The organism is Luteococcus sp. (assembly GCF_043424415.1).
Lineage (GTDB): Bacteria > Actinomycetota > Actinomycetes > Propionibacteriales > Propionibacteriaceae > Luteococcus.
Map to the genome: position 1 here is coordinate 1 of NZ_JBHWOO010000057.1, position 25,295 is coordinate 25,295.

Sequence of the window (25,295 nt, forward strand, 5' to 3'; positions counted from 1 at the left end):
GGCGGGCGCCAGGGGGAGCAGCAGGGCGGCGGAACCGATCGCGGCGACCGCGAGTCGGACGGTGTGGAGGATAGGCATGGGCGTCATCCCATCACATTCAGCCGACGTTCAGGTTTCGCACAGGTGTGGTGCAGGTGAACACCGTGGCCAGCCCGCCCCTCGAGGCCCTGGCTCCGCGCCCCGAACCAGGGCCCGCGCCAGGCGGGCGCCCGGTCAGAGCTCCCGCACCACCCTGGCCGGCTGGCCCAGGGCCACCACATTGGCAGGCAGGCTCCGGCTGACGATGGCCCCCGCCCCCACCACGGTGTTGTCACCGATGGTGACGCCCGGCAGCACGATCACACCACCGCCCAGCCACACGTTGTCACCGATGATGATCGGCTCGGCAGCCTCCAGCTTGTCGCGTCGCTGCTGCGGGTCAAGCGGATGGGTCGGGGTCAGCAGCTGCACATTGGGCCCGATCTGGCAGTCCTCCCCGATGGTGATCTGCGCGACGTCGAGGGCCGTGAGGTTGTAGTTGACGAAGGTGCGGGCGCCGATCGAGATGTGACTGCCGTAGTCCACGTGCAGCGGGGGCTTGACGAAGGCACCCTCACCCAGGTCGCCGACCAGCTCCTCGAGCAGGCTGCGGGCATGGTCCGGGTCGTCGACACTGGCCTGCAGGTAGCGCTCCTGCAGCTCCACCGCGCGCTGGGCGAGCCGGGCGATCTCGGGGTCGTCGGCGATGTAGAGGTCACCCGCCAGCATCCGCTCGCGGTTGGTCCTGGGGTCTCCGGCGAAGTGGTCGGTCATGGTGCGACGCTACCTCGCCGGAGACCGTCGGATCACTTGACGACGATCGCGTCGCCCACCGGGCGCTCGCCGGTGGCATCCGACGGGCTGGTGACCAGCGTGCCGTCGAGCACCATCGCGGTGGAGCCGCCGCCGTCCAGGTTGATGGCGTCGACCATGCCCAGGTCCTTCGCCACCTGCGCGGCCTCCGGGATGCTGAGGCCCAGGTCGGTGGGCTGACGGCCGTCGACGGTCACCAGCATCGTGCGGCCCTGGGCGTCGACGCCGGCGAAGGTGCGCGGATTGCGCTGCAGCACCCAGCCGTAGTCGAAGGACGGGTTGAGCGGCTGGTTCATGCCGTCGCGCTTCTGGGTGACGAAGAGCTCGCCGTCTCGCACCAGCTCCGGGCCGCCGTTGACGACGGTGGTGCGGGGTGTGTCGAGGCGGGCGCGGCCGTCGGTCATGCCCTGGCTCCAGGCGCCGCGCTCACCGGCCTGCACCACGTCGAGCAGGCGGGTGGCGTGCTCGCCGGTGGCCTGGATGGAGGTCTGGCCCTTGGCGAGCGTGGTGCCGCGGGTGGTCTTCACGTCGACGACGCGGGTGCCCTCCAGCACCACCTCGGCGCCCTCACCGGCGGGGGTGGTGGCGGCGAAGTCGGGGGTGTAGGCGATGGTCTCGGCGTCGTCGGTGCAGGTGACGTCGTGCAGCGGCAGCGCCGTGGCCTTGTCCGTGGAATCGCCGCCACAGTTGCGGATCAGGCCGATGACGCGGTTCACGCCGTCGAGCTCGAAGCGCTGCTTGTCGAGGATCGCGACGCCCTTCCACACGGGGGTGACGATGCGAGTATGGCGGGCCTTCGGGTCGAGCACCAGGGCGGGGCGGCCGGTGATGGTCTCGCTGACCAGCTTGCCGTCGTAGATGCCCGCACCGGCGGGATCACCCTCGGCGCCGGCCTTCGGGTCCATCACGAAGAAGCCGGCATTGATGGCGGCGCTGGCGCGCGTGAAGGCGGCCAGTTCGGTGGTCTTCTCGCGGGTGGCGAGGTCGGGGCCGTAGGTGGCGCCGAGGGTTCCCGTGAAGGTCTTGGGGTCGATGGTGAGCACATTGATGCGCCACGGGCCCTTGGCGTCAGTGCCGCCGTCCCAGCCGGTGAACCAGGAGCGGGAGCTGAAGCCCTTGGCCTTCAGCTCGGACACCAGCGCGTCGGCCTCGGCCTTGGTGGCGGAAGTCTGGTCGAGGCGCAGGCGGTGGCCCAGGGTGCTGGCGGGCAGGTCGGCGACGGCGGGCTGCTCGACGGCGCTGATGGTGGCGGCGAAGCCGGCCTCGGCCAGCTTCGCGCGAGTGTCCTCGGCGGCCGCCTTGTCCTGGACGGAGCGGGCGGGGCCGCTCCGGTCGGGGCTCGTGGCCAGCGACGGCATGTTCACCTCGACCACCCAGCCGAGCGACGTGTCGGTGGCGCCGCGGGTGACCAGGGTGTGGGTGACGCCACGCTGCACCGTGGTGGTGGTGCGGGTCTCGTGCAGGTCGGGGGCGCCGAGGGTGAGCTGCCCGGCGACGGGGGCGGGCGCGGGGGCCGGCTTCGCGACGGCGGTGGTGACCAAGGGCATGGTCAGGGCTGCGGCGCCGAGAGCGGCGACGGCGGCACGGGTGGGGTTGTGGGTATGCATGGAACGATCAAACTGACCCGGGCGGTCACCCGACAAGGGCTGCCGGATGACCGCTGGATGAATGCTTGACGACGCCCCCGTCGTCACCCCTCCAACGGGTCGGTGGGGTGACTGTCGGTGACGTAGACCAGGGCGTCCCAACTGGTGGCCGGAACCACCCCGATCTGGTGCATCGGCGGCAGCCACGCCTGCCAGGCGGCGAAGGGGCTTCCTGCCGAGGCCATCGGATGCTGCTCCTGCAGCACCGCCCGGTTGGCGGGCGCAACCTCGGCGAAGTCGACGAAGCCGATGCGCGTCCCGGCGAAGATCCCCCGCACCGGGGAACCGACGGTGAAGGAGTGCACGCTGCCGTCGTCCTGCAGACGGACCCGGTGCGCGTCGGCGCCAACCACGCGGTAGTCGTCGCCCCAGTGCTGGTGGTTGAGGACGCCGAGCTTGCTCCCGGGCGCCATCGTCGCAGCCCCCGACCTGTCCACGTGCCCGTTGTGGGCCAGCAGCAGCGTGTGCCTGCCACCGGCACCGGCACGCTGCTCCACCAGGAAACGCAGGTTCTGGTGCAGGGCCGCATCCCGGTCCCACGAGTCGATGCCCTCGCTGCCCCGCTCCATCCCCTGCACCAAGGTGCGGGCCGACAGACGGGCCCGCAGGCTCGCATCGTCGCCGGCACCCTGGGCGGCACGCTCGACGGCCGCGGCCAGCTGCCGGGCGGGCTCCAGCATGGCCCGGGCCTGGTCCTGTTCCCAGGCGGTGTCGCGCGTGATCGCGTCGAGCCTCGGAGCCAGTCTCGCAGCAGCCTTGGGATCCTTGCCCCGCAACCATTCCAGGGCGACCTCACGGTCGGGGACGGCGCGCTGCACGTCCAGCCCGTGCAGCCGCACCGGGTCCTCGGGATGGGCGGCATTCCACTTCCGCAGAGCGGTCAGGAAGTCGGCCATCTGGCGGGTGCGGTTGAGGGCGAAGCCAAAGCGTCCGGCCGCCTCCTCGGCACTGCCCGGGCCACCCTGCACCCAGGCGTCCACCTGGCTCACCGGGCCGGCACTCTCCTCCAACGCGATCGTCGTGAAGCCCTCCTCGGCCGCCTTCAGGGCGATGGTCGTCCAGGCCTCCCGGAACTCGGCGGTGCCATGGGTGGCCTCCCCCACGGCCAGCACGGTGGCCTCGGTGAGACGGCTGGGCAGCTGCACATCGGCCAGTTCGACCGCCTCCGCAACACCGGCCGGAGCCGTGACGTGGCGCCACAGACCGATTCCGGCACCACCCACCATGAGGGCGACGACGAGCACCACCACCGCAGTCCTCCTCATCACAGGTCACCCCTCACCAGTCGCACCAGGCCTGCCACCAGCGGCAGCACGGCCCACGCCAGCATCGACGTGCCCAGTCGGGCCCAGGAACCTGGCGACGGATCCGCCAGCGCCCAGACGGCGTCGAGGCTGACCCAGGACAGCAGCCGCTCGGCCACCGCGGATGCCGACGCCAGCAGCAGCGCGATCGTCGGCCACAGCAGCAGCACCATGATGGGGGCGGGTGCGCTGCGGGTGAGCAGCGCCCAGCCCAGGGCGGCAACGCCGGTGAAGGCCAGGTGTCCGGCGGCCAGGGCGAGCCGGCCGACATCCCCGCGAAGGGGGATCGCGTCGCCGGTGATCCACGGGCCGATGACCGCGGCACCAACACCCATCACCACGGCCACCAGCAGCAGCACGAGTGCCGCCACCAGCACCGCCAGCAGCTTGGCCGTCACCAGCCGGCCGCGGCGCGGGTCCTGCAGCAGGCTCGGCTCGATGGTGCCCCGGGTGAACTCGCCGCTGGCCAGCAGCACCGCCAGGACGAGCAGCATCCAGCCCGCCGGCCCGCAGGCCATCGTCGCCAGCTGCCACATGTCGGTGCCGGTGGTGGGCCACAGGGCCCGACCGCCGGCGAAGGCCGCCATGCCCAGCAGTCCGCCGGCAATCACCGCACGCTGCCCGCGGGTGTCGACGAGCTTGTGCAGCTCCACGGCCACGGCGCGGGCCAGGGTCGTGCGGGCCAACGTGGTGCGGGCCAGACCCGCGCGGGTCGTCGTGTGCACGGCGGTCATCGCACACCCCCGAGCTGCACGCGCCCACGGTCGATGCCCTCGGTGAGGCCGAAGTAGAGCTCCTCCAGGTCGGCCACCTCGGCGACGGCCACGTCCTGGAGCACCCGGCCCCCGCCGATCATCACCACCCGATGCGCCAGGCGCGCCACGTCATGCAACTGGTGACTGCTCAACAGCACGGCACAGCCCCGCTCGGCACGCTCGTGCAGCAGCGTCGAAAGCCACCGCTGCCCCTGCGGGTCCAGCCCATTGGTCGGCTCGTCGAGCACCAGCGCCGACGGGTCGCCCAGCAGGGCCTGGGCCACCCCCAGTCGCTGCCTCATGCCGAGCGAGTACTCGCCCACCCGGCGACTCGCCTCTGCCCGTCCCAGGCCCACCTCGTCGAGCACCTCGTCGACGCGAGCGGCCGGAAGGCCCTGGGTGAGGGCCGCCAGCCGCAGGCACTCCCGCCCGGTGCGTCCCGGATGGAAGGACTCGGTGCCCAGCAGCACTCCCACGCTGCGGCCGGGCACCTCCAGCTCCCCATAGGGGCGGCCGTCGATGGTAGCGCTGCCGGCATCGGCCCGGACCAGTCCGGTGAGGATGCGCAGGCAGGTGGACTTGCCGGCGCCATTGGGGCCGAGGAAGCCGACGATGCGGCCGGCGGAGACGCCGAAGGACACCCCCTGCAGGGCCTGTACCGCGCCGAAGCGCTTGGTGAGGTTCTCGATCTCGATCATGGTCACAGCCCACGCCAGCCGGCCGGGTGGCCGCCTCGGGCAGCAGGCCGCCGTCGCGGAATCCTTCGGGGACCGGCAGCTGGCCCATCGGCTGCCCGGCTGGTCCATCGGCCATCTGGGCAGTGCACCCGGTGGCTGTGAGACTGGAGGGGTGCCCGACGACTCCTCCCCCGCCACCGCACCCGCTCGACGACTGACCGGGCTGCAGTGGCTGGTGGCCCTGCTGGGTACCGCCTACTACCTGTCACCGCTGCTGGTCCTGCGGGCGCGCGGGCACCTGGATCCGTGGTTGGTCACCCCGCTGCTGGGCGGGGCGCTGGCCTCGCTCCTGCTGGTGGCCCTCCCGATGCGCCGGCACCCACTCGTCCTGGCAGCGATGGCGGCGCTCTGGCCCGTCAGCGCCGCCGTCTTCGGCGCCGCGCTGGTGGCGCAGGAGGAGCTGGCCCGCACCCGCCGCCGCCCCGTCGGACTGGCCACCGCCGCCCTGCTGTGCGCTGCCAAGGTGCTGGGGGTGCCGCTGTGGGCGGCACTGGGTGACCCGCCCAGCCAGGCGGCCTGGGTCGAGGTGACCATCTCGTGCATCGGCATCGGGGTGGCGACCTTGGTCGGGTGGCTGCGCCAGGCCACCCGCCAGGCCGAGGCTGCCCGGGCCGTCGCCAGCACCGCCCGGCAGGAGAGCTTCGAGGCGCGCCTGGAGCAGGCCCGTCTGGCCGAGCGGGAACGCATCGCCCGCGAGATGCACGACGTGGTCGCCCACCGGATCTCCTTGGTCGCGCTGCACTCCGGGGCGCTCTCGCACCGGCTGCGCGAGTCCGACGCCGAGAGCGCCGAGCTCGCAGGGCTGATCCAGACCAATGCCAAGGCCTCGCTGGTGGAGCTGCGCAGCATGCTCGCCACCCTGCGGGGCAGCCAGGACTCCCCCGAACCACCCCAGCCCACCCTCACCGGGCTCCAGTGCCTCGTCACCGAGGCCACCGAGGCCGGGCAGCAGGTGCACCTCGACCTCGACGCCAGCCTCGAGACCATTCCCGAACCCATCTCCCGCAACGCCTTTCGCATCATCCAGGAGGGCATCACCAATGCCCGCCGCCATGCCCCCGGCGCCCCCACCACGGTGCTGGTGCAACAACGTGACGGCTGGCTGCGGCTGCGGGTGGCCAATCCGCTGGCCGACCTCGCCGTCCCCGACCGCTCCGGCTCCGGCCTGGGCCTGGTGGGGGTGGCCGAGCGCGTCGAACAGCTGGGCGGTGAGCTGGTCCACGGCAGCGACGGGGCACAATTCGTGCTGGAAGCCAGGGTGCCACTGGCCACACCCCACCAGGAGACCGCATGAGACAGCAGGAGCAGCGCCTGAGGATCGCACTGGTCGACGACGACCCGATGGTCCGCACCGGGTTGGGCTACATCTTGCGCGGCGAGCCCGACATGGAGGTGGCCTGGCAGGCGGGCGACGGCGGCGAGGCCCTGCGCCTGCTGGCCGACGAGCCGGTCGACGTCATCCTGCTCGACATCCGGATGGCCGGGACCGACGGCCTGGCGACCATGGAGGCGCTGGCCCACCTGCCCGGGCGCCCGCGGGTGCTGATGCTGACCACTTTCAACACCGACGACTACGTGGTGCGGGCTCTGCGGCTGGGGTCCGACGGCTTCCTGCTCAAGGACGCCGACCCGGCCGAGCTGCTGGAGGCCATCCGTCGTGTGCAGCATGGCCAGACCGTGCTCTCCCCTGAGGTCACCCGCACCCTGGTGAGCGTGGCCACCGAGTCCAGCGGTCCGGGGGCTGCCACGGTGGCCGCCCAGCAGGCGATGGCCCGGCTCACCAGCCGTGAGTGCGAGGTGGCGGCGCTGGTGGCCGAGGGCCTGACCAACAGCCAGATCTCGACGCGGATGAACCTCAGCCTGGCCTCCGTGAAGGCCCACCTGACCAGCACCTTCACCAAGCTGGGAGTTGACAACCGGGTCTCGGTGGCGATGATCGTGCGCGACGCCGGGTGAGGTTCAGACCAACGGCTGGCACCTGGGGCACCACCAGCTCAGGCGTTCCTGGGTGAGCGGACCGTATTCCTCGCACTGGATCCGGCTGCGGCAGCGGGGGCAGGGCTTGCCGGCGCGGTTGTAGACCCAGCGGCCGTCCCGGTTCGAGGCGGTGGGGACGCGAGTGACCTTGCTGGCCTCCAGCAGTCGCTGCGCGGTGCGCACCACACCCAGCAGGTCGCCCACCTGACCGACCGGGGTGCGTGGGTTCACCCGCTGGTGGAAGAGGCTCTCGGCCCGGTAGATGGTGCCGATGCCGGCCAGGTTGCGCTGGTCGAGCAATGCCTCGCCGATGGTGCGGCCGGGCTCGCGCAGCAGGTTGGCGACGGCCATCTCCTCGTCCCAGTCGGGGCCGAGCAGGTCTGGGCCCAGGTGGCCAATCACCTCGTGCTCGTGGTCGGTGCGCACCAGTTCCACCAGCCCGAGCCGCAGGCCCGCCGCTTGGTGGGTCTCGGTGACCAGCAGGGCCCGCACCTGGTGGGCGGGGCCGGGGGTGCGGTCATCGGCCCCCACGATGCGCCAGGTGCCGTCCATCCTGAGGTGGGTGTGGATGGTCCAGCCACCCTCGATGCGGGTGAGCTGGTGCTTGCCGCGGGGCACCACCTCGAGCACGCTCCGGCCGGCGAGGTCTGCGGTGGCCGCGGCGGGGACCCGCAGCTCGGCACGCGTCAGGACCTGGCCGGCCAGCGCGGTGTGCAACTTGGCGCAGGAGCGGGCGACGGAATCACCTTCGGGCATGGTCCCATCCTGCCCTGCGCCGCGCTCCCGCTGCTGAAAATGCGGCTGTCACGGCGCACGACACGTTCAAATGTCATCCGTGGCCGTATGTGCTGCAATCTCTGCACGCCGTGGCCGATCTCAGTGCGCCGCGGCGCCGAAGAAGGCCAGCATCCGATCCTGGGCCGCCTCCAGCGCCGGGTCCACCGCCACACCCTCGGCGAGCGTGAACTCCACGGTCACCCGACGGCTCCCGGCGCGGGTCACCACCCGCCGACGGAAGCTGCCGATGTCCAGCCCGTCACGGATCACCAGGCCCCAGCCGGCCTCTGCTGCACTCAGGTGCAGCTCACCCAACCGGTGCCCCGGAAGCCGGGGGAAGCGAGGGTGGTCATGGCAGAGCCACGCCTCGTCGAAGGTGGGCAGCAGGTGAACCCCGTCCAGCCCTGGCATCGGGGCATCCGGCTGCCACCACAGCTCCACGCCGTCCACGGTGCCGGTCTCGAAGCCGCCGCTGGCCAGGCCCGCGCGCGCCTCGGTGCGGGTGATGTTGCTCCAGCGCTGCAGGTCGCGCAGGCTCGTGGGGCCGTGGCCAGCGACGAAGCGGTGCACCAGGCGGGTGGCGGCCTCCTGGCGGGGCAGGGGCGGTGAGGGTGGAACCACGTCATCGAGCAGCACATAGGTGTGCTCGTCACCGGCCAGCGGGCCGGAGCAGACCAGGGCGGCGGCCTCGGCCATCATCAGCTGGTGGGCGACGGTCTGGTTCGGCTGCGGTGACGAGGCGGGCACCGGCAGCAGGGGCTGCACCTGGCGCCGGGTCAGGGGTCCGTCGGCCAGCGCTCGGCGCAGCTCCTGCTGGGTCTGGGCCCAGAGCTCCTCGTCGATGCCCAGCTGCCGCTGGCGTGCCCGGTTGCCGGTGATGATCCTGGGACCGGTGAGCTCGAGCAGCCAGCGGATGTCCTCGCGGTGCACGTAGTGCCAGGTGGGGCGCAGCACATGGGTGCGCAGCACCTGGCCGGAGTCGATCGCCGCGCGCACTGCGGGCTCGTCCACCCCGGCGCGCACCCCCAGCGACCAGCGCGAGAGCGGCGGGTCCTGCGCCTGGACGGCGAGCGAGTCGCGCACCACGGTGGCGACGTCGGGGGCGGAGCGGTCGAGGTGCTGGGCGCCCAGGCGGCGTCCGAGGACGGCGCGTAGGTCGTCGGGGATGGCGGGAATGGGAGTCATGGTCTGCCAAGAATCCCATCCCCGACGACGTGGGCGTCAGGTTTCACGTGCAACGGTGCCTACTGGGCGCGCCCGGCCCCTCGGCGGTAGCGGGCGGGGGTGAGGCGGCGGCGACGCACGACGGCCAGCAGGCCAAGACAGGCCGCGACGATCCACAGCAGCAGCAGGCTTCCGACGGGTCCGACGCCGACCGGGGCGTCGGCCACCACGGCCCGCACCCCGTCGAGGGCCGGGGCCAGGGGGCTGGCGCCGTGCACCGCCGAGAACCAGCCCGGCACGGCGGAGACCATGCCGACGGCGCCGGTGACGGTGGCCAGGACGATCGCGATGCCGCGGCCGATCCCGCCGAGCCAGGCGGCCAGCGCATGGTTCACGGCGGTGAAGGTCAGGCCGACCAGTACCAGGAAGCCGGTCAGGGCCAGGCCCCGGCCGAGCCCGAGGTCGAGCACCACGGCGCCGAGCACGCCGAGCAGCACGCCCTGGGCCAGGGCGACGATCGCGCCGGGCAGCATGGTGGCGGCGGCGAGCTGCCAGCTGGGCCGCGAGCTGGTCAGCACGCGGGAGGCGACGGGCCGCACGAGCAGCCAGGTGGCGATCGAGCCGAGCCAGGCGGCGAGCACCAGCAGCAGGCTGGTGAGCTGGCTGAGCGGGGTGGCGACGATCCCTGAATCGCTGGCCACCGGGGTGGCGACGACCTTCGACAGCGTCTCGCGCTGCTTCTGGGAGTAGCTGGGCACCTGGCTGGCGCCGTCGCTCACCTTCTGCGCGAAGGTGCGGGTGCCGGTGGCGAGCTGGTCGGTGCCGGCGGCGAGCTGTCCGAGCCCTCCGGCGAGGCTCTGCACGCCTTGGTTGGCCTGGCTGACGCCGTCGGTGTACTTGGCGACTCCGGAGGTGTACTCGTCGAGTCCGCTGGCGAGCGTCCAGGCGCCCGACGACAGTTCGGCACCGCCGCTCTTGAGTTGCTGTGACTGGCTGGCCAAGGTGTCGGCGCCGTCGGACAGCTTCGTGACGCCGGCCTTCAGCTGCGCGGTCTGGGCGGCGATCTGCTTGGGCAGTTCGTCGACCAGGGTGGTGATCCCGCCGGAGAGCTGGCCGGCACCCGCGGCCAGCGCGGCGGCGCCGGAGCGCAGGCTCTGGCCGGTCTTGGCGTCCTTGGTGTCGAGGGCTGCGGCGGCGGTGCCGGCCCCAGCCCGGAAGCCGCCGGTGAAGACGGGCTGGGCGGCCTCCTGCACGCGGGGGCAGACGGTCTGGGCGATCTCGCGGGCCAGTTCCGGGTCGTTGACGAGCTGGTCGAGCTGCTCGGCGATGGGGGTCTGGGCGGCCTCCAACACGGCCTTCTTCTGTTCCGGGGTCAGCTGCACCTCGGCGGGCATCTGGTCGAGGGCCCGGCCGAGCTGGGTGACGAGCTCGGTCTGGTGGGCGTCGACGGCGCCGGTGTCGATGCCGCGCATGGCCTGGGCCACCTGGGCGGCGCACTGGCCTCCGAACTGCTGGCTGTAGGCCTGCAGCACCTGCGGCGGGACGGCGGCGGTTCCGTCGCGCCAGGCGACGAGCTGGCGGTGGTAGGTGTCGAGGCCCGTGGAGAGCCCGGTGGCCCCGCCGGCCACCTGGGCGGCGCCGGTCTTGAGCTGACCCAGCTGGGCGAGGTCGCCGCTGGCGCCGGCCCGGGCGAGGCCGGACTCGAGCTGGTTGATGCCGCCGGCGAGCTGGCCGATCCCGTCGACGACCTTGCCGGTGCCGTCGGTGTACTGGGTGATGCCGCCGGCGAGTTCGGAGGCACCGCTGGCGAGCTTGTCGCCGCCGGTGACCAGTGCGGTGCCGTTGCGGTCGAGTTCGCCCATGCCGCGGCCGAGCTCCCCGACGCCTGTGGCGGCCTTGTCGGCTCCGTCTGCCAGCTCCTCGGCGCCGTCGGCGAGCTGCCCGGCGCCCTTGCCGATGGTGGTGACCTGCTGGCCCATCTGGTTGAAGCCGACGTAGATCTTGTCGAGGTAGCCGCTGGTCAGCATGGCATTGGTGGACTGGGCGGCGAGCTGGGCCACCTGCCGGGCGATCTGGGCGTCCTCGACGGGCGAGGCCGGGGAGGTCTGGACGTCGATGGTGGCCTGCTGGGCGTTGTCGGCGTCGCTGACGCTGGTGGCCGCCCTGGAGAAGCCTTCGGGGATGGTGACGACGGCCGCGTACTCGCCGCTGGCCAGGCCGGCCGCGGCGTCGGCGGGGTCGCTGAGCTTCCAGGTGATGTTCTTGGCGGGCTTGGCGACGATCTCGGCGGCGAGCTGGCGGCCGAGCGGCACCGGCTGGCCGTTGACCTCGACGGCCTTGTCGCTGTTGACGACGGCGGCGGTGACCTGGCCGAGCCGGTCGTCGCGGCCGTGGGCGGCGCCGAGCAGCAGGCCGGCGAGCAGGACGGGAACGAGCACCAGGGCCAGCAGTTTCCAGCCGGCCAGTGGGCGGCGCGATCCGGTGTGCTCCACGTGGAAGAGGGAGGGGGTCATGGCGGTTCTCACAGGCTCTCGTGGATGGTGGTCACGTCGGTGCTGGTGCCGGCCAGGGCATGGCGCGGGACGGGGTCCGGGGATCCGGTGCGGCCGTCGCGCAGCAGGATCGTGCGGTCGGGTTGCCAGCTGGCGATGGCCTCCCGGTCGTGGACGCCGAGCACGAAGGCGGGGGCGTCGCCGGCGGCGATGGTGCGACGCAGGGCCTCCAGGTCGGGGCCGGCGAGCCGGTCGGCGTCGTCGACGAGCACCAGGCGCGGGTGACGGGCCAGTGCTGCGGGCAGGTCGTGGGACAGTCCGGAGCGGTTGGTGGCGTCCAGCACGGCGGTGGCCTGGCGCACGTCGGCGGCGCGTTCGGGCAGCAGCCAGCCGGCGACGCGGGCCCGTCCGGAGTTGACCTCCAGCCGTCCGGCCAGCGCCAGCAGCAGGGCCCGCCGGGGGTAGTCGTCGCCCTGGACGACGGCCACCTGGCCGGGCTCCAGGTGCAGGCTGACCGGCCCGAAGATCCCGTCGACGGCGAGCTGTTCGGTGTGTAGGGCCTCGGGGTGGGTGCCGTCGGGGCCGGGGGGCGTGGGCCAGTCGGCGAGTTCGAGTTCGCGGTGCAGGCCCTCGCCCTCGACGTCGAGCACGGGCAGCAGCCGGTCGAGCCAGCCGGGCAGCCACCAGGCGCGAGAGCCGAGCAGCTGCAGCACGGCGGGCACGAGGGTCATCCGCACGATGAAGGCGTCGACGGCCACGCCGACGGCCAGGCCGAAGGCGATCTGCTTGATCGGTCCCATTCCTTCGGGGACGAAGAAGGCGAAGACGCTGAACATGATGACGGCGGCGGCGGTGACCACGACGGCGGAGTTGGCGAAGCCGGTGTGCACGGCCTGGCGGGCCAGGCGGTCGCGCAGGGCACGGTCCTCGGCGGCCTCGGGGTGCGCGCGCAGCGAGTGGACGTAGTCCTCGCGCATCCGGCTGACCAGGAAGACCTCATAGTCCATGGCCAGGCCGAACAGGATGCCCATGATGATGATCGGCATGAAGCTGATGATCGGGGCGGGGCGCTCCAGGTTGATGATGGCGGCGCCGATGCCCTCGTTGAAGACCAGCTGGGTGGCGCCGAAGGCCGCACCGACGCTCAGGGCGTAGCCGAGCGTCGCCTTGAGCGGCACCCAGACGGAGCGGAAGACCATCATCAGCAGCACGGTGGACAGGCCGACGACGAAGATGCCGAAGGGCAGCAGGGCGCGGGCCAGGCGCTGGGAGACGTCGATCTGGATGGCGGTGGAGCCGGTGACGGCGGTCTCGGTGTCGAGTTCGTCGGCCCAGGCGTCGTGCTGGTCGACCAGGCGCTGCACGAGGTCTGCGGTGGCGGGGTCCTCGGGGGCGGTGGTGGGCACCACCTGCACGAAGCCGGTGTCGGCATTGCGGTTGGGGGTGGCGATCAGGACGCTGGCGACGCCGGGGGTGTCCTCGATGTCGGCCTGGAGCCGCTTCATCACGCCCATCGGGTCGTTGCTGCCCAGGATGTCGGCGGTGACGATCAGTGGGCCGTTGTAGCCGACGCCGAAGTGTTCGCCGATCAGGTCATAGGTCGTCCGGGCGGGCTTGTGCTCCTCCTGCTGGCCGGCATTGGGCAGGCTCATCTGCAGGTTGGCGGCGGGCAGGCTGAGGGCTCCCAGCAGCAGGACGATGACGGCGACGGTCAGGGCCGGCAGCCTGGTCGCGGCGGCCACCCAGCGCTGGTAGATGCTGCGGTTGCCGGCCTTGCGGGCCTTGCGGGGGCGGGGCCGCAGCCGCTCCCCCATCAGTCCCATGAGCGCGGGCAGCAGGGTGAGGGCGATGACCACGGCCAGGGCGACGGCGATGGCGGCGAAGACGCCCATCACCGTGAGGAAGGGGATGTTGGCCAGCGCCAGCCCGACCAGGGCGATGCAGACGGTCAGCCCGGCGAAGACGACGGCCGAGCCGCTGGTGGCCACGGCGCGGGCGGTGGACTCCTCGACGTCCATCGGGGCGGCGCCGTCCTGGGGGCGCAGCTGTTCGCGGTGGCGGCTGAGGATGAACAGGGCGTAGTCGATGCCGACGGCCAGGCCGAGCATGACGGCGAGCATCGGGGTGGTGGAGCTGACCTTGGCCAGTCCGGCGCTGATGGTGAGCAGGAAGAGCGAGAGGGCGACGCCGATGACGGCGGTGACCAGGGGCAGGCCGGCGGCCAGCAGCGAGCCGAGGGTGACGAAGAGCACCACGAGGGCGATCAGGACGCCGAGCACCTCGGTGATGCTCATGCCGGGCACCTCGATGCTGAAGGCCTGGCCGCCCATGGAGACCTGGCTTCCCTGCGGGAGTTCGGATTCGGCCTTCTCGGCGAGGGCGACGAGCCGGCCGCGGTCGGCGTCGGTGAGGTCCTGCATCTCGCCGCGGAGCTGGAGCTGGATGAGGGCGGCGCGGCGGTCCTTGCTGATCATGCCGGTGGGGATCTCGGCATAGGGGTCGGCGACGCTGGTGACCAGCGGGTCCTTGGCCATCTCGTCGACGACCTGCTGGATCTCGCGCCTGGTCTCGGTCTGGTCGACCGATCCTCCGGGGGGCATGACGACGATCGCCTCGGCGGTGAGGGCGGCGGCTTCGGGGAAGGTGAGGCGCAGCTGGTCGAGGGCCACCTGGGAGGGGGCGCCGGGGATGGTGAACTCGTCGCTGTACTGGGCTCCCGAGAGCCCGGCCAGTGCGCCGCACAGTGCCATCACCGCAAGCCAGATGGCGATCACGCGCCGGGCGTGGCGGTGGCAGGCGCGGCCGAGCCGGTACAGGAAGGAGGACATCTTGCTCCCGGGATGGTGCACGGATGGATACACATCCGTATCCGATACGGCACTGTACTCGATACGGTACTGTATCCAAAGTCCGATCCCGGACCCGCACCCGAAGGGGGACCTCGTGACCACCCACAGCCAGGACAGCCCTCGATCCGCCCGCCGAGAGGCCACCCGCAGTCGCCTGATCGAGGCCGCCGTCGGCGTCATCGCGCGCAAGGGGGTGCTCGGCGCCAGCGTCGAGGAGATCTGCGAGGCGGCCGGCTTCACCCGCGGGGCCTTCTACTCCAACTTCGAGAGCAAGGATGCGCTGTGCATCGCCCTGCTCGACGCCCAGTGCCAGCGCCACCTGGCCGCCGCGCGCGAGGCAGTGGCGCGGATGGACCACGACCACGAGCTCGAGCGCCGCATCAATGACGCGCTCGAGGTCTTCGTCGCCGTCAGCGGTCAGGGCGCCGACGACGTGCTGGTCACCAGCGAGCTGCGCCTCTATGCCGCCCGCGAGCCCGCCCTGCGGGAGGCCTTCACCGCCTACCAGGCCCGGATCACCCCGCTCTTCGCCACCCTGATCGAGGACGGACTGGCGGCGGCCGGGCTGCGCCTGACCGTGGGGATGGACGAGGTGCTGAGCCTGCTGCACGCCGTCCACGACCAGAACAGCCTCGACCAGCTGGTCGCCGGCGATGAGCCCGGCTCCCCGCGCACCGTCCAACTGCTCTCCCAGGTGCTGCGGGCCTTCATCACCACGGCCTGAGTGCCACGGCGGGGGCGCACGAAAAGATCTCGGAAGATCCGGTCCCCTGGGGGGACCGGATCTTCCGAGATCTTCTGGTGGTGGCCAGCCGGCGCCTCGACAGGCTAGGAACCCGTGTCCTCACGATCCCCGAGCCCGTCGAGGGGAAGCTCAGTACCCGATCCCCGCCAGGTACTCCCGCGAGTCGGCCAGGCAGTCGAAGGGGTCGCGGCCGTAGGTGAGGTCCTGCTCGATGAAGAAGTACTCCGCACCGGCCTCCAGGCTGGCGGGCAGCAGCTCGGGCCAGTTCATGTTGCCCTGGCCCACCTCGGCGAACTCGATGATGTTGACGAACATGTCATAGCCCTTCTTCATGTCGCCGGCCATCATCAGGTCGAGGGCCTCCTGGGGCAGGGCACCGACCCGGTAGTCCTTGACATGGATCAGCTTGCACACGCCCGAGTAGGCCTTGAGCATGTCGAGCGGGGCCATGCCGCCGCGCTGCACCCAGTGCAGGTCCACCTCGAAGCCCAGGTCGGGGGCGACGCGACGCACGATGTCGAACATGCGCTCCCCGTCGAACTTGGCCAGGTCGACGTGGTGGTTGTGGTAGCACAGCGCGATCCCCTCGGCCTTCAACCGGGCCGCGTAGGGCTGCACCTCCGCCGCCCACTGCTCACAGGCCTGCTTGGAGACCATCGCGGTGAAGGGCATCATGCCGATACGCAGGAAGCGGCAGTCGAGACGCCGGCAGTCGGTGACGATCTTGTCGAAGTCCTCGGCCAGGGTGTCCATCAGCATCGGGCCGGGGTGCAGGCCCACCGAGAGGGCACCCACCTCGATGCCGAGCTCCTTGACGCCCCGCTCCAGCGCGGCGGTGTTGGCCTCGTCCATCGGGATCTGCGAGACCTCCACGGCCTTCAGGTCCAGCTCCGCGATCTTCTCGAGCACGGGCCACATGCCCATCTCGGAGACCTTGTCCTTCAGCATCATCATCTGCACGCCGAGCGTTGCCATTGTTCTTCCTTTCATCCCCTCGACAGGTCCGGGGACAGTGGGCTGGTGGAGGGTGGAGCCGGTGGCCGTCGTGGCAGCGTCAGACGCGACCGAGCGCGACAATGCCCGACGAAGGAGGGCTTGCGCGAGTGAGTCGAGCTGCGCGACGGCCAGCCGGCGCAGCCCGACCCTTCAGCTCAGGAGCGGGGCTCGAACTTGCCCTCTTCGCGGATCCGCTTGTTCAGCTCCTCCAGGTAGCGGGCCTCGTCGAAGTCGACCAGGCTGACCTCCTCGCCGGTCCAGGCCGACAGGTGGATGCCATTGGCCAGGCGCACGCCGTGGATGCCGTCGCCACCGGGGGCCAGCAGCTCTTCGCCGTCGAGCACGGCGGCGGCGAAGTTGCGCAGCACCTCGCGGTGCTGCTCGCCCCAGACCGAGCCGTAGTCCTTGGTCTCGGTGGTCATCACGTCGGACAGGTCGAGCTGGCCCTTGAAGAGCTTTCCGACCTCCTCCATGCTCATGGCCTTGCTGTACTCCTGTTCGGGCTGCGAGAGACGGGTGATGGTGACCTTCTTCGAGTCCTCGACGACGACCTTGCCCTTGTCGCACAGGATCTCGAGGCGGTCGGTGCCCATCATGTCGTGGGTGCAGGTGGTGAAGGTGCCGGTGGCGCCCTCGCCGAAGTCCACCAGGGCGGTCACCTCGTCCTCGACGACGATGTCGCGGCGGAAGCCGAAGCTGGCCTTGGCGACCACGCTGTTCGGCACGCCGCAGATCCACTGCCACAGGTCGAGCTGGTGGGGTGCCTGGTTCACCAGGACGCCACCGCCCTCGCCGCCCCAGGTGGCGCGCCAGTCGGACTGCTCGTAGTAACCCTGGGGACGCCACCAAGTGGTGATGATCCACGAGCTGTGGCGCAGCGCGCCGAGCTCACCGGAGTCCAGCAGCGCCTTGAGGTCCTTGTAGAGCGGGTTGGTGCGCTGGTTGAAGAAGACGCCGAAGACCAACTCGGGCTTGCCGGCGGCGTAGTCGATCAGTTCACGGGCCTGCTTGGTGTAGACGCCGACGGGCTTCTCGACCAGGGCGTGGATGCCCTTCTCCAGCGCCTTGATGCCCATCTCGGGGTGCAGGTAGTGCGGCACGGTGGTGACCACGGCGTCGACCAGGCCGGAGTCGAGCATCTCGACGTAGTCGGTGAAGAAGGGCACGCCCAGCTCGTCGGCGCGGGCCTTCTTCGACTCGTCGATGTCGGCGATGGCGCCGATGGTCATGTTGGGCACCTGGCCGTCGTGGATGAAGGTGGCGTACATGCCGCCCTCGGCACCGAGGCCGATGATGCCCAGGCGAAGCTGCTTGTCAGTCATGTTCTCTCCTTGCGCGGGATTGGGAAGATCGGGAGTGCGGAATCACTGGTGGCCGACGGACTCGTCGAAGCTCTGCCGGTAGACCTCCTTGAGCATCCGCAGGGATGCCATCGCCTCGCCGGGCCCGATCCAGAAGGGTTCGGGGTCGTCGAGGCGGGAGTGGAAGTCGGCGATGAAGGCCTGGTGCGAGAGCCCCCAGTAGCTGCGTCCGGTGGTGGTGATGACGCGCTCGGCGACGTCGCGGGTGCTGCCGTCGAGCAGGCGCACGTGCAGTCCGCCGGCGACGGTGGCGACGCCCTTGGAGCCGTAGACCTCGAGCTCCACATTGCGGTGCACCGCATTGGTCAGGCTGCCGACGAAGGTGGAGGTGATGCCGCCGGGGTGGGTGAACCAGGCGGTGGCGACGTCCTCGACCTCGCTCACCTCGCCATAGCGCAGGCTGGCGGCCTGGCCCCGGACCTCGACGGGTTCGCCGAAGAGCCACTGCAGCAGGTCGAGGGTGTGGATGGCCTGGTTGATGAGCAGGCCGCCGCCGGCGGTGCTCCATCGGCCGCGCCAGGGCCGTGCCTGGTAGTAGTCGGGCGTGCGGCTCCACACCACCGAGGCATAGGCGCCCTGCACCTCGCCCAGTTCCCCGTCGTCGAGGACTTGCTTGAGGGCCTGGGCGGTGAGGTTGTAACGGTTCTGGAAGCAGATGCCGAGCTTTGCCGTGCTCGCCTGGGCGGCCTGGACGAGCTGCTGGCCGGCGGCCAGGGTGTTGGCCAGCGGTTTCTCCTGCACGACGTGGATGCCGGCGGCGAGCACGTCGCTGGTCACCTGGGCGTGCTGGTGGTGCGGGGTGGTGACGTGCACGACGTCGGGCCGCAGCTGCTCCAGCAACTGCTGGTGGTTCTCGAAGACGGGCACGCCGGGGGCGAGGGCTTCGGCCCGGGCGCGTCCGTCGGCTTCGGTGTCGGCGATGCCGAGCAGGTCGATGCCCAGTTCCTGGAAGGCCTCCAGGTGGACGACACTGACGTCGCCGCAGCCGACCAGTGCCGCGGTGGTCACTGGAAGTCGACTCCCTCGGCGCGCAGCAGGCCGACCAGGGCGCCGTGTGCCTTGGTCCACAGCTCGGGTCCGCTCATGGCGCCGAACTCGGTGTAGTCGCCCAGGTGGGGTTCGATCGACAGGAAGCCGTCGTAGCCGGACTCGTGCAGGGCGTGCAGGATCTCGGGCACCTGCCCGTCGCCTTCGCCGACGGGGACCACGTCGGGGGTGTTGGCGACGGCATCCTTGAGGTGGATGTAGGCCAGGTGGGGGCGGACCAGCGGGTAGGCCTCGTCGAAGGGCTTGACGCCGCACTGGACGTAGTTGGCGGGGTCGAGGATGGCCTTGAGGTGCTCGGAGCCGACGGACTCGATGATGTCGACGCAGCGGCGCGGGATGTCGCCGTAGATGTCCTTCTCGTTCTCGTGCAGCAGCGTGACGCCGCCGGCCTCGGCCACCTCGGTGATGGCCTTCATGCGGCGGATCACCTCGTCGCGGTGGCTGTCGGGGTCGTCGCCCTCGGGGATGAAGAAGCTGAAGACGCGAATGTTGGTGGTCTCGAAGAAGTGGGCCACCTGGACGGCATGCTTCATGGCCCCCAGGTGCGGTTCGAAGTCGTCGGTGACCTTGATCTTGCCGATCGGGGAGCCGATGGAGCTGACCTTGATGCCGGCTTCGTCGAGCATGGCCTTGGCCTTCTCGCGCTGGGCCTGGTCGAGCAGCAGGATGTTCTGCCCCCAGGCGCTGCGGAACTCGAGGTGGGTGACGCCGAGCTGCTTGAGCAGCTGGAGCTGTTCGCCGAAGTCATCGGCGATCTCGTCGGCAAATCCGGTCAGGGTCCACATGGTGCTCTCCTGTCGTCGCGTCCTGGGCAATGGCCCTGCCGATGCCGCGCTGGCGACGGCTGCGACGGGCCCCATCACCCTTCGCCGCCACGCTAGGCAGGGGCCGGGTGGCTGGGAACCGGTTGCCATCCTTTTCCCGCCGCGGTCCACCGATCGGCCTGCCGCGTGCACACTGGCCCGGCAGGTGTGAGTCTTGTCACAACGATTGATGGGAGGAGGGGATGGATGCCGCGACGCGATGTGGGCCTGGCGGTGCTGGTGATCCTGGTCTGGGGCGTCAACTTCGTCGCCGCCAAGATGGCCATGGAGACCTTGCCGCCCCTGTTGATGGCCGCGCTGCGCTTCGTGCTGGTGGCCCTTCCGGCGGTCTTCGTCATTGCCCGGCCCCGCATGGGTTTCTGGCCGGTGCTGGCCTCGGGCCTGACGATGGGCGCGCTGCAGTTCGGACTGCTCTATGTCGGCATGATGCTGGGCATGCCCGCGGGCCTGGCCTCGCTGGTGCTGCAGGTGCAGACCCTGTTCACCGTGGTGATCGCGGCGACGGTGCTGCGCGAGCGGCCCAACCGAATGCAGGTGGCGGGCATCGTGATCGGCCTGGTGGGCATGGCGGTGGTGGGGGCGCAGTACCTGGCCGCCGCCCCGGTGCTGCCCTTCCTGCTCACCGTCGGCGCCGCGCTGAGCTGGGCGTTCGGCAATGTGATCACGCGACGCCACCCGCCGCGTACGGGCTTCTCGCTTGTGGTCTGGTCGGCGCTGGTGCCGCCGGTCCCGCTGTTGCTGGCCTCCTTCTGGCTGGAGGGCGGCCCTGCCAGTGCACTGGCCGCGATCCAGCACGTGAGCCTGCGCTCGCTGGGCGGCTTGGCCTTCATCGCCTATGGCGCCTCGATGTTCGGCTATGGCATCTGGAATCTGTTGTTGAGCAGGCACTCGGCGGCGAGCGTCGCCCCATGGTCGATGTTCGTCCCGGTGATCGGGGCCGGGGCGGCCTGGCTCTACGACGGTGAGCTCCCCACGCCGCTGGGTATCCTCGGGGCTGCGATCACTGTGACTGGCGTGCTGCTGGCGCTGGGGGTGGGCAACCGGGTGCTGCGGCGCCGCGCCAACCCTCCCGTCCCGACGCCCCACAGCGAACCGCCCGGTCTGTGAGGAGCTGACGACCCGAACTCTTGGTCTGACCACATGGCCCCTCATCCGCCACTTCAGCCAGCACTCGCCGTGCGGGGCCTGCGGCGACTACCGTGGCGCGGGTGAACATGGAGAAAGTGGTCTTCGGCTTTTTCGTCCTGATGTCCGCCACGTTGAACTTCGGCTTCTTCATCGGCGACATGGGCAATCCGCAGCTGCACAATGTCTACGAGCTGTATGCCGCCGTGGTGGTGAACCTGATCGCCACCGTGCTCAAGTTCGGTGACCGCACCCAGATCGGCGCGGTCCACCTGGCCACCTCGCTGGTGGCAGTGATCCAGCTGGTCCTGGCGGCGGGCGTCCACATCTGGGTGACCCAGGCCTCCGAGGCCGGGCTGACGGTGGCACACACCTCGTCAGTGGTCTCGCTGTCGGGAGGAGCGCTGCTGGCCAACATGGTCTCGTTGATCCTGCTGGTCATCGAGACCGCCTCCTACCGTCGCCGCTGACCATGGCCCCGATGGTCTCTCGGCCCTGGCATTCCACCCGTCGCCTGCGGCGGGTGGAGGTGGACGTGCCCACCGATGTGCCGTCCACGGAGGCGATCTTCCTGGTGCTGCGCCGGATGCGCTTCCCCCTGATCGTGCTGATCGTGATCTTCTCGATCAGTTCGCTGGGCCTGAGCCTCATCCCTGGCGTCGACTCCGAGGGCAATGCCTGGCACATGAGCCTGTTCGATGCCTTCTACTTCATCAGCTACACGGCGATGACGATCGGCTACGGCGAGCTGAACTACACCTTCACCAGCGCCCAGCGCATGTGGGTGACCCTGACGATCTATGCCTCGGTGGTGGCCTGGGCCTATGTCTTCGGCTCGCTCTTCGCGCTGCTGCAGGAACCGGCCTTCCGCAATGCGGTGAACCTGCAACGCTTCCGCAGCAAGGTCAAGGGCATCCACGAACCCTTCCTGCTGCTGGCCGGTTACGGTCAGGCCGGCCGCACCCTGGCCATGGCGCTGGACACGGCCGGACGGCGGCTGGTGGTGGTCGACGAGGATCCCGAGCGGATCGACGTGCTCACCACCGACCAGTTGACCGGTGACGTGCCTGCCATCCAGGGTGACCCGCGCAATCCTGCCCTGCTGGGCCTGGCGGGGCTGGGCCATCCGATGTGCGAGGGGGTGATCGCGATGACCGACAAGGACGAGATGAACCTGGCGGTGGTGATGTCGGCCGATCTGCTGCGCCCCGAGGTGCCGGTGATCACCCGCTGTTCCGAACGGTCCAACATGGCGCGGATGCTCGACTTCTCCCCCCAGGCGGTAATCAATCCCTTCGACCGCTACGGCGCCTATCTGGTGATGGCACTGAACCGGCCGGCCACCCACCAGCTGAGCTCCTGGCTGATGAGCGAGCCGGGCACCGAGATGCCGCCATTGCACGAGGAACTGGCCAATGGCCGGTGGATGGTCAGTGCCGACGGCCGTTTTGGCCGCGAGGTGGCACTGGACCTGCGCTCGGCCGGGCTCGAGGTGGAGGAGGTCTCCCCCGAGGACGGCATGCCCGACTTCACGGGCATCGTCGGCTTCGTGGCAGGCGTGGAGAGCGACACCACCAACCTGTCGATGGCCGCCCATGCCCGTCTGGTGAACCCCGAGATGTACCTCTCGGTGCGGCAGAAGTCGATCCACACCACCAGCCTGCTGCGCGCCTTCGAACCCGACAGCGTCTTCATCGCCACCGACCTGGTGGCCCTGGAGACCCTGGCCCGGCTGGAGTCCCCGCTCTACTGGGGTTTCGTCGAGGACCTGCAGCTGCTGGACAACGAGGAGGCGCTCGAGGTGCGACAGCGCATCACCGACCGGGTGGGCGAGAGCTGCCCGATCCCGCGACTGATGACGGTGCTGCCGCACGAAGCGCCGGCGGTCTGCCGCTGGCTGGACCGCGGTCACGAGGTGAGCATCGCCGACCTGCTGCGCGATCCGGACGACCGGGACCACCCCATCAGCGTCTTTCCCTACATGCACAAGCGTGGCGACGAGATCACCTACCTGCCCGACCCGCAGACCCCGCTGCGCAAGGGCGACCAGGTCGGCCTGCTGGGACGCGATCGCGGCCTGAGCCAGCTGGACGCCATCGCCTACTCCGATGCCTCGGTGGAGTACCTGTGCACCGCGCGCGCGGTGCCCGACACCTGGTTCTGGCGGGTCATCACCGGACGCAACAACGACTGAGCGATCTCCTGCGCGCCCGTCCTGTGGGCGGTGATGATGCGTCCACAGCCGGCTCATGGCACAGTGCCTGCTCTGTGCATTCCGGCTTCGTCTTCGACTCGCGGTGGAAGCCGAGCGCCATGGATGCCCGCTTCAACCGCGCACCAACAATGTCAGCGACGCCAGCCTGGTCCTGACCACCACCACCGACGGCCGGGCCGGGGCGGTGGTCAGTGCCGGCTGCAGCCTGGGCCCCGTTGCTCCGGTTCGTCCCGTTTTCCACGGAGAAAGCCGGGGCAACAGGCGTAGTGTGGGTGCCATGTGCGAGTACTGCGGATGCCGTTCCATCGAGCTCATCGGTCGTTTCACCGAGGAGCACTACAGCGTCATCGACCGGCTGGGGGACCTCGGCCGCGCCGTCGCGACCGGAGACCTCGACACGGTGGGCCATGCCGGGGTCGAGCTGGCCAACCTGCTGTGGCCCCACACGAAGGCCGAGGAGGCCGGGCTCTTCCACGAGATGCGCAAGGACGAGGACTTCACCGAGACCATCGACTCGCTGTGCCGCGAGCACGCCAGCCTCGACGACCAGCTGGAGCGCGTGCTCGACGGGAACCTCGAGGAGTACCCTGCCTTCGAGAAGGCGCTGCGCAACCACATCGACCACGAGGAGAACGGCCTGTTTCCCGCGGCGGCGGTGAGCATCGACGGTGACACCTGGGAGACCATCAACCAGCTCACCCACGACTACGACCATGCTGCCGGCATCGAGCACGCCCACGGCGAGCACGGCCAGGGGCTGGGAGAGCGAGCCCACGCCCACTGAGCCCCCGCCAGCCGGCCACTCCCCTCGACGCAGGCGGAAACACGCCCGAAACATCGGCTCGCTATGCTCTGCAGGTGGTTCGGGGCCGAGCGCCGCGGCCACATTTTCTTTTGCGGACAGGGGAAGACATGCACAAGATCGGTTTCGACCGCGACAAGTACCTGGCAATGCAGTCCGAGCACATCGAACAGCGTCGTCAGCAGTTCGGCGGCAAGCTCTACCTCGAGTTCGGCGGCAAGCTCTTCGACGACATGCACGCCTCCCGGGTGCTGCCGGGATTCACCCCTGACAACAAGATCGAGATGCTGCACACGCTGGCCGACGAGGCCGAGGTGGTCATCGCCGTCAGCGCGGCCGACCTGGCCGGCACCAAGGTGCGGGCAGACCTGGGGATCACCTACGAGGACGACGTCCTGCGCCTGGTCGACGCCTTCCGCAGCTACGGGCTGCTGGTCTGCAGCATCGTGATCACCCAGATGAGCGAGGACAACCGCCCCGCCAAGGCCTTCAAGCGCAAGCTGGAGAAGCTCGGCCTCAAGGTCTACCGCCACCACCCGATCAAGGGCTATCCCAATGACGTCGCCCACGTGGTCAGCGATGCCGGCTACGGGAAGAACGAGTACATCGAGACCAGCCGCGACCTGGTGATCGTGACGGCCCCCGGCCCCGGCAGCGGCAAGATGGCCACCTGCCTGAGCCAGCTCTTCCACGACCACAAGCGCGGGATCAGCTCCGGCTATGCCAAGTTCGAAACCTTCCCGATCTGGAACCTGCCGCTGGACCACCCGGTCAACATCGCCTACGAGGCCGCCACCGCCGACCTCGACGACGTGAACATGATCGACCCCTACCACCTGGCCGCCTATGGCGAGCAGTGCGTCAACTACAACCGCGACGTGGAGGTCTTCCCGGTCCTCACCCGCCTGTTCGAGACGATCCTGGGCAGCTCGCCATACAAGTCGCCCACCGACATGGGCGTCAACATGGCCGGGCACTGCATCAGCGACGACGAGGTCTGCCGCGAGGCATCCAGGCAGGAGGTGATCCGTCGCTGGTACAAGGCACTGGCCCAGGAGCGCCGCGAGGAGCTGGAACCGGCCCAGTCGGACCGGGTGGCCCTGCTGATGAGTTCGCTGGGGATCGAGGGCACCGACCGCCGAGTAGTGAAACCGGCCCTGGACCTGGCGAAGAAGACCAAGGCGCCGGCCGCCGCGATCGAGCTGGCCGACGGCACCATCATCACGGGCAAGACCAGCCCGCTGCTGGGCGCCTGCTCGGCGATGCTGCTCAATGCGCTCAAGCACCTGGCCGGGATCGACCCGAAGGTGAACCTGCTGGCGCCGGAGAGCATCGAGCCCATCCAGACGCTCAAGACGCAGCACCTGGGCAGCAAGAACCCACGCCTGCACACCGACGAGGTGCTGATCGCCCTGAGCGTCAGCGCCAATTCCGACGACGATGCCCGCCGTGCGCTGGCCGAGGTGGCCCAGTTGCGCGACTGTGACGTGCACACCTCGACGATCCTCGGCTCGGTCGACGAGGGCATCTTCCGCAACCTGGGGGTCCGGGTCACCAGCGAGCCGGTCTTCCAGAGCAAGAGCCTCTACCGCAAGCGCTGATCCGCTCGCCCGGGGATTGACGCGCGGTCTCGACGCGCAGGCCGGCC

General features: G+C 70.3%; 21 protein-coding genes. 8 read left to right on the forward strand and 13 right to left on the reverse strand.

Annotated features, from left to right (window positions below; genetic code table 11):
• Positions 1 to 213: 213 nt before the first annotated feature.
• The 5 genes from ACHFFZ_RS03250 to ACHFFZ_RS03270 form a co-directional block, all read right to left on the reverse strand.
• Positions 214 to 792, reverse strand: coding sequence for a sugar O-acetyltransferase (locus tag ACHFFZ_RS03250; protein WP_394275229.1), 579 nt, complete (start codon positions 790 to 792; stop codon positions 214 to 216).
• Positions 793 to 824: 32 nt separating this feature from the next.
• On the reverse strand, positions 825 to 2,438 hold the full coding sequence (locus tag ACHFFZ_RS03255; RefSeq protein ID WP_394275230.1) for a phosphodiester glycosidase family protein: 1,614 nt from the start codon (positions 2,436 to 2,438) through the stop codon (positions 825 to 827).
• A gap of 83 nt (positions 2,439 to 2,521) precedes the next feature.
• Positions 2,522 to 3,742 carry an erythromycin esterase family protein gene (locus tag ACHFFZ_RS03260; RefSeq protein ID WP_394275231.1) on the reverse strand — a complete coding sequence of 407 codons (1,221 nt, stop codon included), beginning with the start codon at positions 3,740 to 3,742 and terminating at the stop codon, positions 2,522 to 2,524.
• Positions 3,742 to 4,515, reverse strand: a complete 774-nt coding sequence (locus ACHFFZ_RS03265; RefSeq protein ID WP_394275232.1) for a hypothetical protein — start codon at positions 4,513 to 4,515, stop codon at positions 3,742 to 3,744. Before ACHFFZ_RS03265 ends, ACHFFZ_RS03260 begins: the two co-directional genes overlap by 1 nt.
• Entirely contained in the window at positions 4,512 to 5,234 is a 723-nt protein-coding gene (locus ACHFFZ_RS03270) for an ABC transporter ATP-binding protein (RefSeq protein WP_394275233.1), read from the reverse strand. Before ACHFFZ_RS03270 ends, ACHFFZ_RS03265 begins: the two co-directional genes overlap by 4 nt.
• Here ACHFFZ_RS03270 and ACHFFZ_RS03275 point away from each other — a divergent pair.
• A complete protein-coding gene (locus tag ACHFFZ_RS03275; RefSeq protein WP_394275234.1) occupies positions 5,233 to 6,567 on the forward strand; it encodes a sensor histidine kinase in 1,335 nt (444 codons plus the stop codon). The genes ACHFFZ_RS03270 and ACHFFZ_RS03275 overlap by 2 nt on opposite strands.
• Entirely contained in the window at positions 6,564 to 7,229 is a 666-nt protein-coding gene (locus ACHFFZ_RS03280; protein ID WP_394275235.1) for a response regulator, read from the forward strand. Before ACHFFZ_RS03275 ends, ACHFFZ_RS03280 begins: the two co-directional genes overlap by 4 nt.
• A gap of 3 nt (positions 7,230 to 7,232) precedes the next feature.
• Here the strand turns inward: ACHFFZ_RS03280 and ACHFFZ_RS03285 are convergent, their stop codons facing one another.
• The 4 genes from ACHFFZ_RS03285 to ACHFFZ_RS03300 form a co-directional block, all read right to left on the reverse strand.
• Complete coding sequence (locus tag ACHFFZ_RS03285; RefSeq protein WP_394275236.1) at positions 7,233 to 8,006, reverse strand: DNA-formamidopyrimidine glycosylase family protein; 774 nt, start codon at positions 8,004 to 8,006, stop codon at positions 7,233 to 7,235.
• A 120-nt stretch (positions 8,007 to 8,126) separates the two neighbouring features.
• Positions 8,127 to 9,212, reverse strand: coding sequence for a winged helix DNA-binding domain-containing protein (locus ACHFFZ_RS03290; RefSeq protein WP_394275237.1), 1,086 nt, complete (start codon positions 9,210 to 9,212; stop codon positions 8,127 to 8,129).
• Positions 9,213 to 9,271: 59 nt separating this feature from the next.
• The gene (locus ACHFFZ_RS03295) at positions 9,272 to 11,704 is read right to left on the reverse strand and encodes a YhgE/Pip domain-containing protein (RefSeq protein WP_394275238.1); all 2,433 of its coding nucleotides are present in this window, start codon (positions 11,702 to 11,704) and stop codon (positions 9,272 to 9,274) included.
• 8 nt (positions 11,705 to 11,712) lie between these two features.
• Complete coding sequence (locus tag ACHFFZ_RS03300; RefSeq protein ID WP_394275239.1) at positions 11,713 to 14,511, reverse strand: MMPL family transporter; 2,799 nt, start codon at positions 14,509 to 14,511, stop codon at positions 11,713 to 11,715.
• A 115-nt stretch (positions 14,512 to 14,626) separates the two neighbouring features.
• On the opposite strand from ACHFFZ_RS03300, the gene ACHFFZ_RS03305 reads away from it, so the two are divergent.
• The gene (locus tag ACHFFZ_RS03305) at positions 14,627 to 15,256 is read left to right on the forward strand and encodes a TetR/AcrR family transcriptional regulator (RefSeq protein ID WP_394275240.1); all 630 of its coding nucleotides are present in this window, start codon (positions 14,627 to 14,629) and stop codon (positions 15,254 to 15,256) included.
• Positions 15,257 to 15,406: 150 nt separating this feature from the next.
• On the opposite strand, the gene ACHFFZ_RS03310 is transcribed toward ACHFFZ_RS03305, so the two are convergent.
• The 4 genes from ACHFFZ_RS03310 to ACHFFZ_RS03325 form a co-directional block, all read right to left on the reverse strand.
• Positions 15,407 to 16,252 (reverse strand): sugar phosphate isomerase/epimerase family protein, encoded by an 846-nt coding sequence (locus ACHFFZ_RS03310; protein WP_394275241.1) that lies wholly within the window; start codon positions 16,250 to 16,252, stop codon positions 15,407 to 15,409.
• Between the two features lie 176 nt (positions 16,253 to 16,428).
• Positions 16,429 to 17,595: a Gfo/Idh/MocA family protein gene (locus tag ACHFFZ_RS03315; protein WP_394275242.1), complete on the reverse strand. Its 1,167-nt coding sequence runs from the start codon at positions 17,593 to 17,595 to the stop codon at positions 16,429 to 16,431.
• A 42-nt stretch (positions 17,596 to 17,637) separates the two neighbouring features.
• Positions 17,638 to 18,642 (reverse strand): Gfo/Idh/MocA family protein, encoded by a 1,005-nt coding sequence (locus ACHFFZ_RS03320; protein ID WP_394275243.1) that lies wholly within the window; start codon positions 18,640 to 18,642, stop codon positions 17,638 to 17,640.
• Positions 18,639 to 19,466 (reverse strand): sugar phosphate isomerase/epimerase family protein, encoded by an 828-nt coding sequence (locus ACHFFZ_RS03325; protein WP_394275244.1) that lies wholly within the window; start codon positions 19,464 to 19,466, stop codon positions 18,639 to 18,641. Before ACHFFZ_RS03325 ends, ACHFFZ_RS03320 begins: the two co-directional genes overlap by 4 nt.
• A 225-nt stretch (positions 19,467 to 19,691) precedes the next feature.
• On the opposite strand from ACHFFZ_RS03325, the gene ACHFFZ_RS03330 reads away from it, so the two are divergent.
• The 5 genes from ACHFFZ_RS03330 to ACHFFZ_RS03350 all read left to right on the forward strand — a co-directional run bounded on the left by ACHFFZ_RS03330 (position 19,692) and on the right by ACHFFZ_RS03350 (position 25,248).
• A complete protein-coding gene (locus ACHFFZ_RS03330; protein ID WP_394275245.1) occupies positions 19,692 to 20,612 on the forward strand; it encodes an EamA family transporter in 921 nt (306 codons plus the stop codon).
• Between the two features lie 107 nt (positions 20,613 to 20,719).
• Positions 20,720 to 21,100 carry a DUF6394 family protein gene (locus ACHFFZ_RS03335; RefSeq protein ID WP_394275249.1) on the forward strand — a complete coding sequence of 127 codons (381 nt, stop codon included), beginning with the start codon at positions 20,720 to 20,722 and terminating at the stop codon, positions 21,098 to 21,100.
• 11 nt (positions 21,101 to 21,111) lie between these two features.
• Entirely contained in the window at positions 21,112 to 22,824 is a 1,713-nt protein-coding gene (locus ACHFFZ_RS03340; protein ID WP_394275246.1) for an NAD-binding protein, read from the forward strand.
• Positions 22,825 to 23,122: 298 nt separating this feature from the next.
• Entirely contained in the window at positions 23,123 to 23,629 is a 507-nt protein-coding gene (locus tag ACHFFZ_RS03345; protein ID WP_394275247.1) for a hemerythrin domain-containing protein, read from the forward strand.
• Between the two features lie 128 nt (positions 23,630 to 23,757).
• Positions 23,758 to 25,248, forward strand: coding sequence for a DUF1846 domain-containing protein (locus ACHFFZ_RS03350; protein WP_394275248.1), 1,491 nt, complete (start codon positions 23,758 to 23,760; stop codon positions 25,246 to 25,248).
• Positions 25,249 to 25,295: the final 47 nt, after the last annotated feature.

Coding starts and splice junctions, on each gene's coding strand:
- ACHFFZ_RS03250 (WP_394275229.1), bottom strand. CDS start 792: ATGACCGACCACTTCGCCGGAGACCCCAGGACCAACCGCGAGCGGATG.
- ACHFFZ_RS03255 (WP_394275230.1), bottom strand. CDS start 2,438: ATGCATACCCACAACCCCACCCGTGCCGCCGTCGCCGCTCTCGGCGCC.
- ACHFFZ_RS03260 (WP_394275231.1), bottom strand. CDS start 3,742: ATGAGGAGGACTGCGGTGGTGGTGCTCGTCGTCGCCCTCATGGTGGGT.
- ACHFFZ_RS03265 (WP_394275232.1), bottom strand. CDS start 4,515: ATGACCGCCGTGCACACGACGACCCGCGCGGGTCTGGCCCGCACCACG.
- ACHFFZ_RS03275 (WP_394275234.1), top strand. CDS start 5,233: ATGGTCACAGCCCACGCCAGCCGGCCGGGTGGCCGCCTCGGGCAGCAG.
- ACHFFZ_RS03270 (WP_394275233.1), bottom strand. CDS start 5,234: ATGATCGAGATCGAGAACCTCACCAAGCGCTTCGGCGCGGTACAGGCC.
- ACHFFZ_RS03280 (WP_394275235.1), top strand. CDS start 6,564: ATGAGACAGCAGGAGCAGCGCCTGAGGATCGCACTGGTCGACGACGAC.
- ACHFFZ_RS03285 (WP_394275236.1), bottom strand. CDS start 8,006: ATGCCCGAAGGTGATTCCGTCGCCCGCTCCTGCGCCAAGTTGCACACC.
- ACHFFZ_RS03290 (WP_394275237.1), bottom strand. CDS start 9,212: ATGACTCCCATTCCCGCCATCCCCGACGACCTACGCGCCGTCCTCGGA.
- ACHFFZ_RS03295 (WP_394275238.1), bottom strand. CDS start 11,704: ATGACCCCCTCCCTCTTCCACGTGGAGCACACCGGATCGCGCCGCCCA.
- ACHFFZ_RS03300 (WP_394275239.1), bottom strand. CDS start 14,511: ATGTCCTCCTTCCTGTACCGGCTCGGCCGCGCCTGCCACCGCCACGCC.
- ACHFFZ_RS03310 (WP_394275241.1), bottom strand. CDS start 16,252: ATGGCAACGCTCGGCGTGCAGATGATGATGCTGAAGGACAAGGTCTCC.
- ACHFFZ_RS03315 (WP_394275242.1), bottom strand. CDS start 17,595: ATGACTGACAAGCAGCTTCGCCTGGGCATCATCGGCCTCGGTGCCGAG.
- ACHFFZ_RS03325 (WP_394275244.1), bottom strand. CDS start 19,466: ATGTGGACCCTGACCGGATTTGCCGACGAGATCGCCGATGACTTCGGC.
- ACHFFZ_RS03330 (WP_394275245.1), top strand. CDS start 19,692: ATGCCGCGACGCGATGTGGGCCTGGCGGTGCTGGTGATCCTGGTCTGG.
- ACHFFZ_RS03335 (WP_394275249.1), top strand. CDS start 20,720: ATGGAGAAAGTGGTCTTCGGCTTTTTCGTCCTGATGTCCGCCACGTTG.
- ACHFFZ_RS03340 (WP_394275246.1), top strand. CDS start 21,112: ATGGTCTCTCGGCCCTGGCATTCCACCCGTCGCCTGCGGCGGGTGGAG.
- ACHFFZ_RS03345 (WP_394275247.1), top strand. CDS start 23,123: ATGTGCGAGTACTGCGGATGCCGTTCCATCGAGCTCATCGGTCGTTTC.
- ACHFFZ_RS03350 (WP_394275248.1), top strand. CDS start 23,758: ATGCACAAGATCGGTTTCGACCGCGACAAGTACCTGGCAATGCAGTCC.